Source organism: Rheinheimera pacifica (assembly GCF_024809855.1).
Lineage (GTDB): Bacteria > Pseudomonadota > Gammaproteobacteria > Enterobacterales > Alteromonadaceae > Alishewanella > Alishewanella pacifica_A.
In genome coordinates, this window is record NZ_JANUEM010000004.1 from 163,346 (window position 1) to 180,711 (window position 17,366).

General features: G+C 49.9%; 12 protein-coding genes and 3 tRNA genes. 10 read left to right on the top strand and 5 right to left on the bottom strand.

What is annotated here, in order from left to right; translation table 11 throughout:
* Window position 1 precedes the first annotated feature (1 nt).
* The 5 genes from M2404_RS07935 to M2404_RS07955 form a co-directional block, all read right to left on the bottom strand.
* The gene (locus M2404_RS07935; protein WP_259239189.1) at window positions 2–3,058 is read right to left on the bottom strand and encodes an efflux RND transporter permease subunit; all 3,057 of its coding nucleotides are present in this window, start codon (window positions 3,056–3,058) and stop codon (window positions 2–4) included.
* Between the two features lie 2 nt (window positions 3,059–3,060).
* Window positions 3,061–4,152, bottom strand: coding sequence for an efflux RND transporter periplasmic adaptor subunit (locus M2404_RS07940; RefSeq protein ID WP_259239190.1), 1,092 nt, complete (start codon window positions 4,150–4,152; stop codon window positions 3,061–3,063).
* 169 nt (window positions 4,153–4,321) lie between these two features.
* Entirely contained in the window at window positions 4,322–5,107 is a 786-nt protein-coding gene (locus tag M2404_RS07945) for a putative porin (RefSeq protein ID WP_259239191.1), read from the bottom strand.
* Between the two features lie 156 nt (window positions 5,108–5,263).
* Entirely contained in the window at window positions 5,264–7,261 is a 1,998-nt protein-coding gene (gene uvrB, locus M2404_RS07950; protein WP_259239192.1) for an excinuclease ABC subunit UvrB, read from the bottom strand.
* Window positions 7,258–8,619, bottom strand: coding sequence for an MATE family efflux transporter (locus tag M2404_RS07955; RefSeq protein WP_259239193.1), 1,362 nt, complete (start codon window positions 8,617–8,619; stop codon window positions 7,258–7,260). Before M2404_RS07955 ends, uvrB begins: the two co-directional genes overlap by 4 nt.
* Before the next feature lie 536 nt (window positions 8,620–9,155).
* Here M2404_RS07955 and M2404_RS07960 point away from each other — a divergent pair.
* The 10 genes from M2404_RS07960 (at window position 9,156) to M2404_RS08005 (ending at window position 17,365) form a co-directional block, all read left to right on the top strand.
* A tRNA-Asn gene (locus M2404_RS07960) sits at window positions 9,156–9,232 on the top strand.
* 29 nt (window positions 9,233–9,261) lie between these two features.
* Window positions 9,262–9,338: transfer RNA gene (locus M2404_RS07965), tRNA-Asn, on the top strand.
* 22 nt (window positions 9,339–9,360) lie between these two features.
* Window positions 9,361–9,437: transfer RNA gene (locus M2404_RS07970), tRNA-Asn, on the top strand.
* Window positions 9,438–9,580: 143 nt separating this feature from the next.
* The gene (locus M2404_RS07975) at window positions 9,581–11,506 is read left to right on the top strand and encodes an EAL domain-containing protein (RefSeq protein WP_259239194.1); all 1,926 of its coding nucleotides are present in this window, start codon (window positions 9,581–9,583) and stop codon (window positions 11,504–11,506) included.
* Window positions 11,507–11,621: 115 nt separating this feature from the next.
* Complete coding sequence (rsxA, locus tag M2404_RS07980) at window positions 11,622–12,203, top strand: electron transport complex subunit RsxA (RefSeq protein WP_259239195.1); 582 nt, start codon at window positions 11,622–11,624, stop codon at window positions 12,201–12,203.
* Entirely contained in the window at window positions 12,203–12,754 is a 552-nt protein-coding gene (gene rsxB / locus M2404_RS07985) for an electron transport complex subunit RsxB (RefSeq protein WP_259239196.1), read from the top strand. Before rsxA ends, rsxB begins: the two co-directional genes overlap by 1 nt.
* A 7-nt stretch (window positions 12,755–12,761) precedes the next feature.
* The gene (rsxC, locus tag M2404_RS07990) at window positions 12,762–14,972 is read left to right on the top strand and encodes an electron transport complex subunit RsxC (protein WP_259239197.1); all 2,211 of its coding nucleotides are present in this window, start codon (window positions 12,762–12,764) and stop codon (window positions 14,970–14,972) included.
* Window positions 14,969–16,036 (top strand): electron transport complex subunit RsxD, encoded by a 1,068-nt coding sequence (rsxD, locus tag M2404_RS07995; RefSeq protein WP_259239198.1) that lies wholly within the window; start codon window positions 14,969–14,971, stop codon window positions 16,034–16,036. Before rsxC ends, rsxD begins: the two co-directional genes overlap by 4 nt.
* Window positions 16,033–16,659, top strand: coding sequence for an electron transport complex subunit RsxG (rsxG, locus tag M2404_RS08000; protein ID WP_259239199.1), 627 nt, complete (start codon window positions 16,033–16,035; stop codon window positions 16,657–16,659). Before rsxD ends, rsxG begins: the two co-directional genes overlap by 4 nt.
* 10 nt (window positions 16,660–16,669) lie before the next feature.
* Window positions 16,670–17,365 (top strand): electron transport complex subunit E, encoded by a 696-nt coding sequence (locus tag M2404_RS08005; RefSeq protein ID WP_259239200.1) that lies wholly within the window; start codon window positions 16,670–16,672, stop codon window positions 17,363–17,365.
* Window position 17,366: the final 1 nt, after the last annotated feature.

The following is a 17,366-nucleotide window of genomic DNA, read 5'->3' on the forward strand; positions in this document are numbered from 1 at the left end:
ATTATTCCTGTATCGTTTTTATTTTAAATACGCTGCAGTACAGCACTGGCAAAAACAGCAATGTCAGTATCGTTGCAAAACCCAGACCAAACATAATGACTACAGCCAGGCTGGCAAAAAAATCATCACCCAATAGCGGTAACATGCCTAAAATGGTGGTAATCGCCGCCATAGATACCGGCCGTACCCGGCTAACAGCACTGTCAAATACCGCATTAAACGCTGCCTTGCCCTCTTCCAGTTCCAGCTTTATTTGCTCTACCAGCACAATACAGTTTTTAATCAGCATGCCCGATAAGCTTAAAAAGCCCAGCAGGGCAATAAAGCCAAAAGGCGCTCCCAGTAATAACAAACCGAAACTGACACCGATAATCGCCAGTGGCACACAAGCCCATATCACCAGAGCACTGCGCAGTGAGTTAAACAGCAGCACGGTAATGACAAACATCATCAGATAACCCAGCGGCAGTGAGCTGAACAGTGCCTTTTGCGCTTTTTGCTGGGCTTCATACTCACCACCCCAGTTAAGAAAGTAACCGGTTGGCAGCTCAATCGCTTCAATGCTGGCTTTTACCCGCCCCAGCAATGCTGCCGCAGTATCATCAGATAAGTTGTCATGATCGGCCATTACCGTGATCGTGCGTTTACGGTCACGCCGCTGGATCTGCGCTTCTTCCCACACCAGATCAAAACCGGTAACAACCTGGGTTATCGGCACATAACGCTGCAGTTTATTGCTGTATACCTGTAAGTCATACAAGGCATCGAGGTTATCCCGTTCAGCCAACGGCGAACGGGCCACTATCGGCAGCAAATGGGTACCGTCACGATATATACCTACCGTGCGGCCCGACATGCTGCTTAGCAACACATCATCAATATCCTGCTTACTGATCCCGGCACGGCGTGCCATGGCTTCATTAAAGCGCGGCCGGATCACCTTGGTACGCTCACGCCAGTTGTCACGTACACTGACTGCGCGGCCATCGGCCAGCAAAATACTTTGTGCCTGCTCTGCCAACTGGCGCAGCACGTCCGGGTCGGCACCGCTAAAACGGGCTTCTATTTTCGCCGGTGTTGACGGCCCCACTTCAAGCCGCAGTAACTTGTACTGCAACCGGGGTAACTGCTCGGTGAGATAACTGCGGGTTTGTTGCATCAGGGCCGGTAACTGATCACGTTCTTCAGCTCTGACAATAAGCTGGCTATAGGCAGCGAAGCTTTTTTCCGGCTGATAGGTTAACATAAAGCGATCGGCCCCGCGGCCACTGGTACTGGTAACATGGCTGACACCTTCAAGGCTGCGGATATAATTCATCAGCGCCACGGCGTCTTCTGCCGAATGGCGAATATCTGTGCCTTCGGGTTGCCATAAATCTACCAGAAAAATAGGTGTATTTGACGGCGGAAAAAACACCTGTTTTACCTTACCAAAACCAATAACAGCAACCACCAGTAAGCTGACGGTTAACCCATAGGTTGCCAGCCGGTAACGCAAAGCTATATGTAATACCTTACGGTATAGCGTAAAAATAAACCCCTGATATAGCGCTTCAGGTTCACTGCTTTGTTGCAGTTTGTCTTTAAACAGCATACTGGCAAAAAATGGTGTCAGCGTAATTGCTGTTACCCAGCTTAATAACAACGACACCAGTAACACCCAAAATAAACTACCGGCAAATTCGCCGGTGGCATCGCTGGACAATCCGATAGGCGCAAAGGCGGCAATAGCTATAACGGTGGCGCCCAGCAGCGGCCATTGTGTTTGCTTAACAATTAAACTGGCGGCATCAGCCAGTTTTAAGCGCCGCTGCATACCAATTAAAATGCCTTCGGTAATAACAATAGCGTTATCAACCAGCATACCCAACGCAATAACCAGCGCGCCCAGCGAAACACGTTGCAGTTCAATATTCATCTGGCGCATAAAAATAAAGGTGCCAAGTACCGTAAGCAGCAAAATCAGGCCAATTAAAATGCCGCTGCGCAGCCCCATAAAAATCAGCAATACCACAATAACAATGGCTACCGCTTCTGCCAGATTAATAATAAAACTGCTAACCGAACCGGCCACTTCGTCTGGCTGGTTATAAATGGTATGCAACTCTATGCCTACCGGCCTGTTGTACTCAAGCTCGGCCAGGCGTTGCTGAATTTGTTCTCCGGCATCCACTACGTTAACCCCACCCGAGAACGATACCCCCAGTGTTAGTGCATTCTGGCCGGCAAAGCGGATCAACTGGCTGGGTACTTCGGCATTTTCACGGTACACCCGGGCAACGTCACCTAAATAAATCAGCTCCTTTGAATCCGGGCTGCTGATAATCAGGTTTTCCAGCTCAGCCACCGACTGAAATTCACCGGTAGGATAAATACGCAGCCGGTCCGGCCCGACTTTAATTGAACCGGCATTGGCCACCATATTCTGGCTTTGCAGCAAGGCCGATAAGGTTTGCGGCGCTATCCCTAACGCTGTTAAACGCGGGCGGGAAATTTCAACAATAACCTGCTCCTGCTGTACACCACCTACCGCGACTTTGCCTACGCTGGGTACCAGCACCAACTCCCGGCGTAAAAAGTCCACGTAGTCGCGCAATTCATCATCGCCGTACCCCTCACCGGTAACAGCATATAAAATGCCATATACATCACCAAAGTCATCTTTTACCTGTGGTGTTTGCACACCGGGCGGTAATTGTGGCTGCAAATCATTAACTTTGTGGCGTAACTCATCCCAGATTTGTTTTAATTCTCTAGCGCGGTAGGTGTCTTTCATTTCTACCATCAGCTGCGACAAGCCCGCAGTAGAAACTGACGTAACATGATTGACATAAGGTAATTGCTGAATGGCATTCTCCAGCGGGTAAGTTACCTCTTCTTCAACCTGCAGTGGTGAAGCACCGGGATACTGGGTAATAATTAACGCCTGTTTTAACGTAAATTGTGGATCTTCCAGCCGCCCTAACCCCAGATATGACACTATGCCACCAAACAATAAAATAGCGGCAAACAGCCAGGATGATGTGCGGTACTGAATAAAATAGCGCGCCAGATCCATACTTACAGCCCCCGCTCACGCACCCAGGGCCTGACCTGCTGGCCTTCAGTTAACTGCTGTACCCCGGCAATAACCACCTGCTCGCCTGCTGCCAGACCAGATGTTATCGCCGCACCGGCACTGGTTAAGCTGCTAACGGTAACCGCACGTTTGCTCACCGTGCCACTGTCGTTGTTATAAACCCAGACATAGCTTTGCTGTGAAGCCAGCGGCTCACTGCCGGGCATAAAAATAGCGGTAGCCGGAATAAACAAGGCATCAATATACACATTGCTGATTTTACTAACTTCGGCAATAACATTGGCAGTCATACCCGACAGCACATTAAAATCGGTTGGCGTGGGCATACTAAACACCACTTTAAAACTATTGGTGGCAGGATCGGCCTGGGTATCCCACTCACGGATACGGGCACGGTAGCGGTACAACGGGTGCGAGTCGAATACCACTTCGGGCTGGTAGTCAAAATCTTTACGCACGTTGGATATCACATCTTCCGGCACCTGGATCACCACATCTACCTGATCACGTACCTGCAGTTCCATAATGGCCTGCTGCGCCGCAACATTCTCGTGGTTTTCAACCAGTAGGCGGGAAATATTACCGGCAAAAGGTGCCTCCAGCCGGGTGTAGCTGAGGGCAGTTTCTGCCGTGGATAAATCGGCCTGCGCTACCTGTAACTGGGCTTTGGCTTCATCAAATACCGCCTGAGACACCAGCTTTTGGCTTATTAGCTGCTCAGAGCGGGTAAACTGGGTTTGCGACAGCTCAAAACGGGCACGGGCCTGATCCAGTTTTAGTTTAAAATCGGTATCGTCCAGCCTGGCCAGCAACTGGCCTTTTTCAACAGCCTGGCCCGGCCTGGCTGCCAGTTGTACCAGTTTACCACTAACACGAAAGGTTAAACTGGCACGTTCTGTTGGTGCAACCACCGCCGGAAACTGCCTTACAGCGCCGCTGGCATCAGCCGTTACCTGATGCAACTTTACTGGCCTTGCCTGTGGCGGGCTGGATTCAGGTTCAGCTTTTGAACAAGCGCCAAGCAAAAATACAGCGGATATTGACAGAAAAACAAGCGGCCGTAAGTGCAGCATAGGTATCATCCTGAAACAGTAATAAATAAAGGTGCTGTTAAAGCGTAGCCAAGTCTGGCCGGAACGTTGTATTTAACATTAAAATCAGCCGGCTCACAGCATATTTTGCGCTTGTACCATGAAAAAACCCGCCCCTGGGGCGGGTTAGCATCAGCCTGGCTGATATTAATCAGAAACGGTAGCTGGCACCGAGCATGTATACATCGTCATCGGTCAGGAAATCATCAAACGTTACTGCCGCATGCAAAGCCAGATTCGGCTGTAAATACCAACTGCCGCGCACCGTAACACTGTCTTTATCGGCATTGACTACGTCATCTGACAACCAGTTATAAGCCAGACCTAACGAAATATTGCGGCCAAAATAGTAATCGGCAGCCACACCATATTCTGCTCCATCCTGTTTTTTCAGATCCATATAACGGGCTTCGATATTAATAAAATTGCCGTTTTCCAATGCCAGTAATTTTTTCGTGCTCACGCCGTATTCGGTATAGCTACCCTCACCGTCCGGCCGGGTTTGGCGTGTATCCAGTTTTACCAGCCAGTCGCCGCTGACAAAATAACCCAGGCTGGCTTCAATTATGCGATCATCAGAGCTGTTAAATTCGTTCACATTAAGCGCTGCATAAAAGTTATGCGCCATATCCTGATACACACCACCCACTTGCCAGCCGCTGATGCTGTAGTCAGGCTCATCCGGGTAATCTACATTGCTGTAGCTGTAGCCCGCATGCACACTGGCATTACGGTTGATAAACGCCGCTTCAGCATAAGGTACTGTACCGTAGCTTACCGGCGTTAAATAAAATTGATGCCGTACTGACCAGTTTTGTACTTCGCCGTTATCGACATCTCCCCAGCCAAAACGGGCATCAGACTGGTGCTGGTAGGTGTTTGCCATCGCAGAAACAGAAAAAGCGGCGATAAAAGAAGCTAATAATGTACGTTTCATAATTGTCCTTCCTGATTAAATGCACGGGGTTAGGTACAAAGCATTAACCCGCGCGCATACTATCAGTGATGGCTGAACAATCAATGAACCTAAGTAGCTTTGAAGCTGCTGTTTTGCAACAGAATATTGCAATTGTACAAATCAACAGCAGCGTGATTAGATTTCCAGCAATGCTTGCTTTAGCATATGCACTTTATCGCGTAGCTGGGCAGCCTGCTCAAATTCAAGATCACGGGCATGCTGCAACATTTTTTGCTCCAGTTGCTTAATTTCTGCCTCTACCTGATAAGGGGTTTTACCTTTAACCAGACGCACTTTTTCTGCCACCATCGGCAGCGCCGGGCTGGCATCCTGGCCTAAGTCCATAACATCAGCAATTTTCTTTTTAATAGCAGTAGGTAAAATACCATGCTCGAGGTTAAATTGCTGCTGTTTGGTACGACGCCGCTCGGTTTCACTTATCGCCCGCTGCATTGAGCCGGTAATACGATCAGCGTACAGAATGGCCCGGCCGTCAAGGTTACGTGCCGCCCGGCCTATAGTTTGAATAAGCGAGCGATCTGAACGCAAAAAGCCTTCTTTATCGGCATCCAGTATTGCCACCAGCGACACTTCCGGAATATCCAGCCCTTCACGCAGCAGGTTAATACCCACCAGTACATCGAATACGCCCAGGCGTAAATCGCGGATAATCTCCATGCGCTCTACGGTATCAATATCCGAGTGCAGGTAACGTACTTTAACGCCATGCTCGTTCAGGTAATCGGTTAAATCCTCGGCCATTTTTTTCGTGAGCGTAGTAACCAGCACCCGCTCTTTACGCTCAGCGCGGATAAAAGCTTCCGACAGTAAATCATCCACCTGTGTTGCTACCGGGCGGATCTCAATCAACGGATCGACCAGGCCGGTAGGCCTTACTACCTGCTCGACCACTTCACCGGCAGATTGCTCCAGCTCATACGCAGCTGGCGTTGCTGATACATAAATACGCTGTGGCGCTATGGCTTCAAATTCATCAAATTTCAGCGGCCGGTTATCCAGCGCCGACGGTAAACGAAAGCCATAGTTAACCAGGTTTTCTTTGCGTGAACGGTCACCTTTATACATAGCGCCAATTTGCGACACCGTAACGTGCGACTCATCAATAAACATCAGGCCGTCGGCCGGGAAATAGTCCAGCAGCGTTGGCGGTGGCTCGCCGTTGGCGCGGCCGGATAAATAGCGCGAGTAGTTTTCAATGCCCGAGCAGTAACCCAGCTCTACCATCATTTCAATATCAAACAGGGTGCGCTGGCTTAAACGCTGCTCTTCTACCAGCTTGTTATTGGTCAGCAGCTCATCGCGCCGCTGCTTTAGCTCAACTTTAATTTCATCTACCGCTGCCAGTATTTTTTCCCGCGGCGTAACGTAGTGCGTTTTCGGGTAAACGGTATAGCGGGTAACCACTTTTTCTACCGAGCCGGTTAACGGGTCAAAAATACTGATGCGCTCTATTTCTTCGTCAAACAGCTCTACTCTTACGGCGATATCGTCCGATTCGGCCGGAAAAATATCAATCACATCGCCCCTTACCCGGTACGTAGCACGCTGAAACTCAATGTCATTACGGCTGTACTGCAACTCGGCCAGGCGGCGTAAAATAAAGCGCTGATCAACAATGTCGCCTACTTTTAAATGCAGCAGCATTTTCATATAGGATTCCGGATCGCCAAGGCCGTAAATAGCAGAAACGGAAGCAATAATCACCACATCGCGCCGCTCCATCAGCGCTTTGGTTGCCGATAAGCGCATTTGCTCGATGTGTTCATTGATCGAAGCATCTTTTTCAATAAACGTATCGGTAGAAGGCACGTAGGCTTCGGGCTGGTAGTAGTCGTAATATGACACAAAGTACTCTACCGCATTATGCGGGAAGAACTCTTTCATCTCACCGTAAAGCTGCGCCGCCAGCGTTTTATTGTGCGCCATAATCAGTGTTGGCCGATCTACCCGTGCAATAACATTAGCCATGGTAAAGGTTTTACCTGAGCCGGTAACGCCGAGTAATGTCTGGTGAGCCAGACCGGCTTCCAAACCCTCAACCAGTTTATTAATCGCTTCTGGCTGATCGCCGGCGGGTTGGTATTGTGATACCAGCTCAAAGGCACGTGTCATGTGGTGATCTCCTGCTGTGAACGCTGTATTGCCCGGTTAAACCAACACCAGGCCAGTGCGGCAGTACATATATTTGCGACTACACAGCCAATAAACAAGCCGGTAACGCCATAGAGTTTACCGCCAAGCCAGGCCAGTGGCACATAAAACACAAATAACCGTATCAAACTTAACAACAGCGCACTGCCCGGCTGATGCAGAGCATTAAAAGACGAATTGGTTAAAATGGTAATACCCTGCAGGCCGTATGCCAGCGGCACTATCCAGATAAACTGGCAGATAATACTTACCACTTCCGGCTCACTGCTAAATAGCCTGGCAAGCGGCACGGCCAACACCGCCAGCAGCAGATAAATCCCAAACTGCCATAACAGCACAAAGCGGCCGCATAAGCGGTAAGCCTGCTGCACCCGCCCCAACAAACCCGCGCCATAATTCTGGCTGACAAAAGGCGGTAATGTCATCGACAGCGCCAATACCACTAAACAGGCTATGCTTTCAATCCGGGCGCCAACACCAAAAGCTGCCACGGCCGAGGCGCCATAATTGGCTAATATTGCTGTTAACACGGCCATCGCCAGTGGCGTTAACATATTGGCACCGGCAGCCGGTAAGCCGATACGCAAAATTTTACGGCATGCCTGATTTAACACTGTGGCACTGATCCAACTGGTACTGATTAGATCGCGTTTAACCAATAAATGAATAATCAGCACCGAGCCAAACACCCAGGAAACCAAAGTTGCTATTGCTGCGCCCTGCATACCCAGCGCCGGTACTGGCCCCAGGCCAAAAATCAGCACAGGATCCAGCACTGCATTTACCAGCCCGGAGCATGCCATAATAATGCTGGGCGTTTTGGTATCACCGGCGGCACGTAACACCGCATTACCTACCATAGGTAACGCCAGCAGCACAGCACCGGCAAACCAGACATCCATATACTGGCGGATATACACTAAAATTGTATCGCTGGCGCCAAGCAACCCAAATAAGGTATCGGTAAACAGATATCCCGGTATTGCCAGCAACGCTACCAAAATAGCGGACAACCACAACGCTACCTGTCCATCGGTGCGGGCTTCGGTTAAACGCCCGGCGCCCAGCGCTTTGGCAATTACCGCAGAAGTACCGATACTAAGGCCAATTACCAGGCTGATAAGGGCAAACGAGATAGGAAAAGTAAAACTGATCGCTGCCAGTTGTTCAGTGCCAAGCATACTGATAAAAAAGGTATCGACCAGGCTGAACGTCATTAAGGTGATCATCCCCACCAACATGGGCAATGTCATTGATACCAGCGTGGCTTTAATATCATCATGAATTAATGAAGGTTTAACACGGGAAGAGGTAGTCATAATTACTGCTTTTAACCGGCATGCTGCTATTGTAGAGAAAAGCAGCCGCTACAGCCATGTTAATTTCCCTGATTTTGCTGCTTGCGCAGGCTTATTTTGCTGAAATTATCTGCTAAACAGCAAAATAGTTCACAATTCCGCCGTGCTTATTTCGTGCCAGTTATTTATTTAGCTGCAGATCTTTAATTTACTGCGACAATACCTATATCATTGTTTTTATTGAACTAAAAAATTCATCGCAACTTACTTGACCTGCTTGCATCTCAACAGATTCAAGCCTTAGCTACCGAAACCCGCATACAACTCACAGACTTATCCACAGCTTCTGTGGGTAAGTGCAGCCAGCACCCGACAACACTGGTGTGGCAGTAAACAGTCTTCTGCGTTTAATGGCTAAAGTATTACGCTATTACTGCAGTTAAAAGCAGCGCTTTGTTTAAACATTATGCAAGTGATACAAGTTGGCGAAAATCCCTGTGGCAAAGTGTTGACAGAGGGTATAGCTGGCATTAGTATTGCGCCCCGTTGAATGCTGTTCCCTAGTAGCTCAGTTGGTTAGAGCGGCGGACTGTTAATCCGTAGGTCACTGGTTCGAGTCCAGTCTGGGGAGCCAACAGCACACAACATACCAGGTTATACCCTTCCCTAGTAGCTCAGTTGGTTAGAGCGGCGGACTGTTAATCCGTAGGTCACTGGTTCGAGTCCAGTCTGGGGAGCCAATTTCAGTGTGTATTCTTCTATTCCCTAGTAGCTCAGTTGGTTAGAGCGGCGGACTGTTAATCCGTAGGTCACTGGTTCGAGTCCAGTCTGGGGAGCCAAACCTAGTTGCTGTTTTCCCTGCGTCTGTCGCTATTTGTTTATTTCCCACTATTTTTTTGATTTAATTGGCTTTCTATTGCCCCTGCCTATACCTATATTAAGCGTTAGGACAAGGAAACAGTTTATCTGGTGGTCATTGCTTATGAGAATATTCCGTACTTTGCTTATCAGCCAGTTGCTGTCTGCGTTTTTATTAGCCGCTATTGCGCTAACCGCTCTGGTGCTGCATACCCAACACCAACTGGATAACGATCAACAACATGCCAACGCAGTTATTGAACAAATTCTCAGCCATCACCTTACCGGTGACGGCAAAATACTCAGCCGCCAGCTCGATCGCAGCTTTGCTTTAAAAAGCTTACGTATCAGCCAGCTTGATGGCACGGTACTGCATGAACAAAACCAGAATAATAATAATGCCGCTATTGCTACTGCCATACTGGGGTTGTTTGGCAGCGAATTTAAACAGCACACAGTACGCAATCAGGAACAAAATATCCAAATCAGTTATCAGCTGGATGTTAGCCAGCGGTTGCAGGCATTCTTGCAATTATTGCTGTTACTTACGTTAACGCCTTTTATTATTGGCTGGTTGCCGGTGTTAATGAGCAAAAGCAGCATTAGCCGCAGCTATAAACGCACCACTGCTGCGGTAAACGAGTTAATTGACCGCTTTATTGTTGACCCGCAAAAAAGCGAACCCGACTGGAATAAAATTCCACCGGAATTTGCCGATATTAATGTCGCGTTACAAAAGCTGGCGCACTATACCCGCAGCCAGTACAACGAAATGACCAACAATGCACATCAGATTGCTGAAGAGGCTTATAAAGATCCGGTTACCGACTTGCCCAACCGTAACCGCTTTGTGCAATATTACGAAGAAAATATCCGCCAGAACGAGCAACACGATTTTGGTGTGTTTGCTATTACCCGCTGCACTGAGCTACAGGCTCTAAACCAAACCCGTGGCTACCAGGAAGGCGACAGCTATATCCGTGAAGTAGCCAATATCGTTAAAAAACTGGCAGACAATTATAAAGACAACCGCGTTTACCGGCTTAACAGCTCAGACTTTGGCATTTTGTTGCCCAGAGTCACGCCCAAAGAAGCGGAAAACTTTGCCCTGCAGCTGCAAAGCAGGCTGAACGAATATCAAAAAATGGCCGAGCTGGATTCAGTAGCCTATTCCGGCCTGGTCAGCTATGAGTCAGGTAAAGCACTGGGTGAGCTGCTGGCAGTAGCCGATACCTCTATCAGCCTGGCGCAAACCAAACAGCCTAATGCCTGGCACCTGCAAAAAGAATCATCCGGTTTAGATATGACCAATGGCAGTTACGGTAACCAGAACTGGCGTAATGTTATTGATGATGTGCTAACCAACCACCGCATCGCCTTACTGGTGCAACTTATTCAACCGGCTAACCGCTCAGCTAAAGCTTACTCAGAAATTCTGGTGCGCTTTAAAACCCAGGAAAACCAGGTGCTGCCTACGGCCTCGTTTTTAGCCATGGCAGAAAAACTAGACCGAATAGTACAGGTAGACCGGCTGATCATTGAAACGGCATTAACCACTATTAAAAATAAAAACCTGCAGGATCAATATTTTGGTTTAAACCTTTCAGCCCGCTGTGTGCATGATGACCAGTTTATTATCTGGCTGGAGCGACGGTTATTAAAAGATGCCCATATCGCTGCCAAACTGATATTTGAAGTTACTGAATTTGGTTTGCAGCAAAACCTGAAAACCAGCAAACGCTTTATTGATATGGTGCACCGCGCCGGTGCCCGTGTCACAGTGGAAAAATTTGGTGTGGGTATCACCTCATTTAAGTTTTTCCGTGATCTTAAACCCGATTACGTCAAAATGGACGGCAGCTACACCCGCCATATTAATGATGATAAAAACAACCAGTACTTTATGCGGCTGATGATCGACCTGGCCCACCGTATCGGTGTCGGTGTTTTTGCGGAAAGCGTTGAAACCCAGGAAGAAAAACATATGCTGGAATCTCTGTTTATTGACGGCAATCAGGGGTATTACATCGGTAAACCCTCACCAATCTAATACCATAACGGCGGCGTTGTACAAATAGCAGCCGCCAAGTCCTTATGCTTTGTCCGGTTGTGTCACAAGCTGCTTAATAGCATAATATGCGCCTGATTTTTGCCTGAGCGATACAATGACTGAATTTTTGCTGTTGTTAATCAGTACTGTGCTGGTCAATAACTTTGTACTGGTTAAGTTTCTTGGCCTGTGCCCTTTTATGGGCGTATCCGGCAAACTGGAAACAGCTATTGGTATGTCGCTGGCTACTACCTTTGTGCTTACCCTGGCATCGTTGTGCAGTTATCTGGTTGATCACTACCTGCTGGCGCCGCTGGATTTACTTTATTTGCGCACGCTGGCATTTATTCTGGTTATAGCGGTAGTGGTACAGTTTACTGAAATGGTTGTGCACAAAACCAGCCCCACGCTGTATCGTTTGCTGGGTATTTTTCTGCCACTTATTACCACCAACTGCGCGGTGCTTGGCGTGGCCCTGTTAAACGTGAACGAGCGGCATAACTTTATTAATTCTGTTATTTATGGCTTTGGCGCAGCGGCCGGTTTCTCTTTGGTATTAATCCTGTTTGCTGCTATGCGTGAGCGCCTGGCGGCTGCCGATGTACCTGTACCCTTTAAAGGCGCTGCTATTGCCATGATAACAGCCGGCTTAATGTCGCTGGCCTTTATGGGCTTTACCGGCCTGGTAAAAGTCTGATGAGTTTATTAACTGCCCTGATTGCTTTAGGTACCTTGGCGCTGATATTCGGTGCTGTGCTGGGTTACGCTGCCATTCGCTTTAAAGTAGAAAGCGACCCGCTGGTGGAACAGATTGACGACGTATTACCGCAAACCCAGTGCGGCCAGTGCGGTTATCCCGGCTGCCGGCCTTATGCTGAGGCTATCGCCAACGGCGATGACATTAACAAATGCCCACCGGGCGGCGAAGCCACTATCCGTAAACTGGCTGATTTAATGGGCGTTGAAGCCAAACCGCTGAACGAAGCGCAAACCGAAAACGTAAAACGGGTTGCTTATATCCGTGAAGATGAATGTATAGGCTGTACCAAATGTATTCAGGCGTGCCCGGTTGATGCCATTGTCGGCGCATCCAAACTGATGCACACAGTACTGGCAGACGAATGCACAGGTTGTGATCTCTGTGTTGCCCCCTGCCCGGTAGATTGTATAGATATGATACCGGTTGCCACCACGCCAGAGCGTTGGAAGTGGGATTTAGCGGCAATTCCGGTTCGGATGGTGGAGTAGTAACGCCATGCCAGGTTTATTTCAGCAAATTCAGGCCGGTAAGCTGTGGGACTTCCATGGCGGCATTCATCCGCCGGGCCGCAAAGAGCAAACCAATCAAAAGCCGATTGCCGTATTACCGATACCTGACCGGCTGTATCTGCCGCTGCGCCAGCATATAGGCGTGGCTGGCCAGTTGCTGGTACGGGTAGGTGAGCGGGTACTAAAAGGCCAGCAGCTTACCAGTGCAGAAAACTCTATGGCGGTGCCGGTACATGCGCCTACCTCCGGCACAGTGCTGAGCATAACGCCTCATACCAGCCCGCACCCGTCAGCATTGCCGGAACTTACCCTGGTACTGGAACCCGACGGCCTGGACGAATGGCGCCAGCGCGAGCCGCTTAATTTTTTAACCTGCGACAATATGACGCTGCTTAGCCGTATTCAGGACAGCGGTATAGCCGGAATGGGCGGCGCCGGTTTTCCTACCCATATTAAAGCCGGCCTTACCCAGCCGGTAGATTATCTGATTATTAACGCCGTTGAATGCGAACCCTATATCAGTGCCGATGATTTACTGATGCAGGAAGCCGCTACCACCATTGTTAAGGGCATTGATATTCTGTGCCGCCTGCTTAACCCCAAAGCGGTATTAATTGGCATTGAAGATGATAAACCTATAGCCGCTGCAGCCATGATGGCCGCCTGCAGCCAGCGCGAGCACTACTATGTACGCCTAGTGCCGACTAAATATCCGTCTGGTGGTGAAAAACAGCTTATTCAGCTGCTAACCAATAAAGAAGTACCCAATGGCCGCCGCCCTGCCGATATCGGCATCGTTATGCAAAATGTCGGTACCGCTTTTGCCATTGCCCAGGCGGTGCTGGACGATCACCCACTGCTGTCCCGCATTGTTACCGTTGCGGGCGATACCTTAAACCAGCCACAAAATGTGCTGGCGTTGCTGGGTACACCGGTGTCTGCCTTACTTGATGCCTGCGGCTTTCAAAGCCAGCCACAACAACGGGTTATTATGGGCGGGCCGATGATGGGCTTTACCCTGCCCGATTTAAGTGTGCCAGTGGTTAAAACCACCAACTGTATACTAGCCCCCACAGCACAGGAGCTACCGGCAGCCAGCACAGAAATGGACTGTATTCGCTGCAGTGCCTGTGCCGACGCCTGCCCGGCCAGCTTATTGCCACAACAGTTGTTATGGTACAGCAAAGCCAAAGACAGCGATAAACTGCAAGAATATAACCTGGCCGACTGCATTGAATGTGGTGCCTGTGCTTATGTTTGCCCGAGTGAAATTCCTCTGGTGCAATATTACCGGGTAGCCAAAGCCGATATTCGTGAGCAGCAGCGCGAAGCGTTAAAAGCCGAACAGGCCAAAGCCCGGTTTGAAACCCGCAATGCCAGGTTAGAGCAAGAAAAACAAGAACGGCTGCAACGCAACCAGCAACTGGCTGCCGCACGCCAGCAACAGCAGCTGGCCAGTGGTGCCAATACCGCTGTGGCCGACGCCCTGGCGCGTATTAAAGCAAAACAGGCCCAGGCGGCACCAGCAGAGGAGCGCAGTAAAGAGCAAATTCTGGCCGAGCGCGAGCTGAAAAAACAGCAGGCGCGTGAGCACCAGCAACAAAAAGCAGAGCAGCAGAAAGCCCAGCAACAGGCTACTGAACAACACAGTGAGCCAACAGAGCAAACTGCTACAACCGCGACGACCAACAGCAAAGCCGCCGCCGTAGCTGCAGCTATTGCCCGCGCCCAGGCGAAAAAAGCAGCCCAGGCCGCAGAGCAAGACGCGACAGAACAGCAACTAACGCCAGCGCCTAATACAGAAAAAAGCCCCCAGGCTGAAGTATCAACAGAGGCGGATCCACGTAAAGCAGCTATTGCAGCCGCCATTGCCCGTGCTAAAGCTAAGCAACAGGCGCAAACTGAACATGAAACCGGTGCAGTACCGGCTACTGCCAGTACTGCAAATAAACCAGCCGCAGGATCTGATGTTGTTACTGCAGCAGAAGATCCGCGTAAAGCGGCAGTCGCCGCCGCACTGGCCCGTGCCAAAGCTAAAAAGCAAGCCAATGCTGAAGCTACAGAGCAAACTGCAGCCAGTACACCAGTCACACCTGAACCAGATGCTGTTGTGACAGAAGATCCGCGCAAAGCGGCCATTACCGCAGCACTGGCCCGCGCCAAAGCACGTAAACAAGCCGACAGTGAGAACTCATGAGTTTTAAAATCGCCAGCTCACCCCACCAGCATAACCAGCGCAGCACGGCACATATCATGCGGCTGGTGGCTCTGGCCTGTTTACCCGGCATCGCCGTGCAGGCGGTATTATTTGGCTATGGTGTACTTGTCCAGTTAGTGCTGGCAATCGTTACGGCCTGGGTAAGTGAAGCCCTGGTATTAAAATTACGTGGCAAAGCCGTACTGCCGCGCCTTAAAGACAACAGCGCCCTGCTTACCGCAGTATTGCTGGCGATAGCCATACCACCTTATGCGCCCTGGTGGATTATTGTTATAGGCACCGCCTTTGCCATTATTATGGTTAAGCAGTTGTATGGCGGCCTGGGTAATAATCTGTTTAACCCCGCTATGGCTGCTTATGTGCTGCTGCTGGTGTCGTTTCCGCTGCAAATGACACAGTGGCTGCCACCGTTGTCACTGCAAAGTGTTGATTTAACCCCGCTGGACGCTGTCTGCAGTATTTTTACGCACTACAGCTGCAGTGGTTTCAGCCTCAGCCAGCTACAAGCCAATATAGATGGTATAACCATGGCCACGCCGCTGGACACCCTACGCACTGATCTGGGCCGGGGCCTGACACTGGATGAAAGCCTGAACCGGCCGGTATTTTTTACTTTCGCCGGTACCGGCTGGTTATGGGTAAACCTGGCCTATCTGGCTGGCGGCTTATTACTTATTCAGCAAAAAGTGATCAGTTGGCGTATTCCGCTGGCCGTTATCGGCAGCCTGTTTGTATTATCTGCCATTGCTACTCTGGCTGCACCAGACACCGTTGCCGGGCCGCTGTTTCATTTGTTTAGTGGCGGTACTATGCTGGCAGCGTTTTTTATTGCAACCGATCCTGTTTCGGCCTCTACAACCAACAAAGGCCGTTTGGTATACGGCGCTCTGATTGGCTTGCTGGTGTTTTTAATCCGTAATTTTGGTGGCTACCCCGACGCCTACGCCTTTGCTGTATTACTGGCTAATATGGCGGTGCCATTAATAGACTACTACACCCGGCCCCGTACTTATGGCCACCGGCCACGGAGCGAACTAAAATGATCCGAGCTATCAGTAAAAATGCCCTGGCGCTTGGTGCAGCAGCTGTGTTTTGTGTCGCCATACTCAGCCTGGTAAACCAGCAAACTGCTCCCCGTATCAGTGAACAGCTGCTGGCCAGCAAGCTGGCTATTTTGTCTGAAGTATTACCGGGGGTAGACGCCAGCCAGTCGTTATTGCAGGGTTGCGTGCAGGTAACTAATGAAGCATTGCTGGGCCGCACTACCCCACAGGCAGTATATCGCTGGCGCCAGAATGGCGAGCTGGCAGGCTTTATTGTCGAAACCACAGCGCCAAATGGCTACAGCGGTAATATTGATTTAATCGTCGCGTTAACGCCGGATGGCACTATTTTAGGCAGCCGCGTACTTAACCACCAGGAAACACCAGGCCTTGGCGACAAAATAGAAGCCCGCCGCTCACCATGGATTTTCAGTTTTAGCGGTAAAGCAGTAACAAACGACAATGCCGGCAAATGGGCAGTACGCAAAGATGGCGGCGACTTTGATCAGTTTACCGGCGCCACGATTACACCGCGCGCGGTAGTACAGGCGGTACGCAATGCTGCCTTACTGATACAGCAACAGCCTGAACTGGCCGCTATACCAGCCAACTGCGCTCTATAACGAGGCTACAATGAGTCAGTTTAAAGAACTAACCCTGCAGGGTTTATGGAAAAACAACCCCGGCCTGGTGCAGCTGCTGGGCCTGTGCCCGCTGCTGGCCGTTACCGCCACCGTTACCAATGCGCTGGGGCTGGGGGCAGCAACATTACTGGTGCTCCTGGGTTCCAATATCGCGGTATCTTTAGTGCGTAACCATGTTGCCAGCGAAATTCGCATTCCGGTATTTGTATTAATTATTGCCAGCCTGGTTACCGCCGTACAATTGCTGATGAATGCCTATACCTATGACTTGTACCTGTCTTTAGGTATTTTTATTCCATTAATTGTCACTAACTGCGCCATTATCGGCCGGGCTGAAGCCTTTGCCTCAAAAAACCCGGTGCTACCCTCTGCCATTGACGCCATTATGATGGGCTTAGGTTTTATGCTGGTATTGCTGGTACTGGGCGCCATGCGCGAAGTACTCGGCCAGGGCACCTTGTTTGACGGTGCCGACTTATTACTGGGTGATTGGGCCAAAGCATTACGGATAGAAGTATTCCACGCCGACAGTCATTTTCTGCTGGCTATGCTGCCACCCGGAGCATTCCTTGGTATGGGGCTGCTGATTGCACTGAAAAACGTTATTGATAATAAACTTAAACAACGCCAGGCGGTGGAAAAAGGCAGTATCGCCCGAGCCCGTGTTACCGGCGCTGCGCAGTAAA